We start from the raw sequence: 2098 nt of genomic DNA on the forward strand, positions 1-2098 counted from the left end.
CTCTATCCCAATGGGTATGAGGTACAATGAATGCTTTATAGGGCTTTTTATTAATAGTAACCACTATAATTTCCCCCTTTTTTTCTTTTTATAAGGAATATTTATAAAATCTTCGTAGAATATGGCAATTCTGACAATATTATATTACACTGAAAAAAAAATCCAACAATATTCATACTTTTTTTCAGATATAGACTTCCTGTTAAAGTGAAAAATCCTGATTTCCCTCATGCCTCAATGACAAATTACAAAAATTGGATTGGTTAAACCTACAATACAATTTCTCTGGTCAAGCAATCTCAAGTAATACCAACAATTTTTAATTACTTTGTCTGACCAATCAAGCTCTATGTGTTCCGAAAAAGAGTCATAAGAATTGAAGACCAACCCATTTTTAATTAATTCAATATGAAGTTTTTTCTTGCTTTTTTTATCCTCAATATTAATGAATAATTTAATATTCGTATTGCAATCAACTTCCAATTCTTCTCCAATCGAAACAAAAACAGCTTTATCTGTCATTAGTTGGAAATTTATTTTAGGGCCACATGTAATATAAACCTTTCCCTTCTTTAAACCCTCCATAATCCCATCCTTGGTCTTTGACTTGGCCCATACATAAGTCCGACCATAGTCTTTCTTATAAGGTTCCAGTTGATGAATATCCGAACCGCTGACAGCAACTACTTTTAATCCCTGATTTAGCAGATTTTCCCACCTCTTTAAAGTTTTTATATTTTCAGCCCTTCTTTCAGACCAAGAACCGGCCCAAACTTCAATTATATCTGCTTCCCCCCAGCAAAAATTGGGGTAGTCCCACCTGCATCCAGTACAGATTGGGTCACCAATACATTCCGGATGTGCTACAGAAAGAAGAGCTCCCTTCCTTTTTATCTCAGCTGTAATATCCTCAAAAGTACTTTTTCGTTCAAGCGAAAACCAATTGATATCACCAATCCAGTTGATAAGCACAAAATGTCCAAAAAAAGTAGAAATTTCTATACCTGGAATAACCAAGGTTTTTGAAAAATATTTCTCTTTCCATCCCAAAGTGGTATTATGGTCAGTCAGAACGAAAAAGTCCAGACCTTTTCCCTGTAAATAGGTCATTAATTCATAAATTGAATGATTACCATCACTATGGTGAGAGTGTATATGAAAATCTCCTCCAAACCATCCAGGGCTTTCCCGTTCTTCTCTAAAAAGAGGTTCTTTCCTATCAAGATCTTGGAGTTCTTCCCGGCACTTTTCCGTCTTTTTAACCTCTTGGGTTAATTCCTTGTTCAGATTCACTTCAATGCTTAATCTCACTAATTCAGAGATGACAGCATGGGCCTCAACTATCAACCTCCATTCTCCTGCGGGTAATGCGCCGGATACACATCCGATGCTGGCTTTTTCTTTATTAATTTGCATTGTCTCAAAAAAATTGTTGTTCCCCCTGGCACGGACAATACCGTTCGGATCAATCAAGGTATAATTAAAGAGGTTATGGATCGGGGAGAAAAATTTAATAGCATTTTTTTTATAACTATTCTGGTAATAGTCCCAATTAGGTCCAAAGAAAATAGAATCTTTCCCATCAAATCTTAGGTATTCGTATACAGCCTGATATATTAAGTTATTAGTTGCTTTGATATCATTTACTATCTTGGGGTGATAGTCACCTTTTATCAATATCTCTTTAGTCCCTTTAATGATCGGAACAATAAATTCAGTTAAGGTTTTGTTTTCACTTGGTATAAATGTCTTGCTATAAACGGGCATTTCTCGGCTTCTCCAAATAATATTTTTTTACTGTATGCTCCCAATCCAGGTTAATATTCTTAAACATTTCTTCATTAATTGGCTCCTGGTTAGGATTACTTCCTAATTCCCTTCCTATATGATAATTTTTCCGTTTTCTTTCTTGTAGATATGAACACTATTTAAGTCTATCTTGAGCCAAATCGTATCTTCCATATTTATATTTGGTTCGCTAAAATCTCTTACTATGAGTATTAAATTTCCTATTTTTATGTGTATTATAGTTTCGGGGCCTAATCTTTCTACAACAAATACTTCACCTTTTATACTATTTGGTGATATATCCTTAAAC

2 protein-coding genes are annotated in these 2098 nt (G+C 34.2%); both read right to left on the bottom strand.

Translation table 11 applies throughout. The annotated features are described in order from the left end of the window. Positions 1-234: 234 nt before the first annotated feature. Positions 235-1767: a hypothetical protein gene (locus ENO17_03110; protein ID HER24026.1), complete on the bottom strand. Its 1533-nt coding sequence runs from the start codon at positions 1765-1767 to the stop codon at positions 235-237. A gap of 114 nt (positions 1768-1881) precedes the next feature. Further along, positions 1882-2098 (bottom strand): hypothetical protein (locus tag ENO17_03115; GenBank protein HER24027.1); only part of this gene is annotated, 217 nt, incomplete at its 5' end.

Source organism: Candidatus Atribacteria bacterium, from assembly GCA_011056645.1.
Lineage (GTDB): Bacteria > Atribacterota > Phoenicimicrobiia > Phoenicimicrobiales > Phoenicimicrobiaceae > Sediminicultor > Sediminicultor quartus.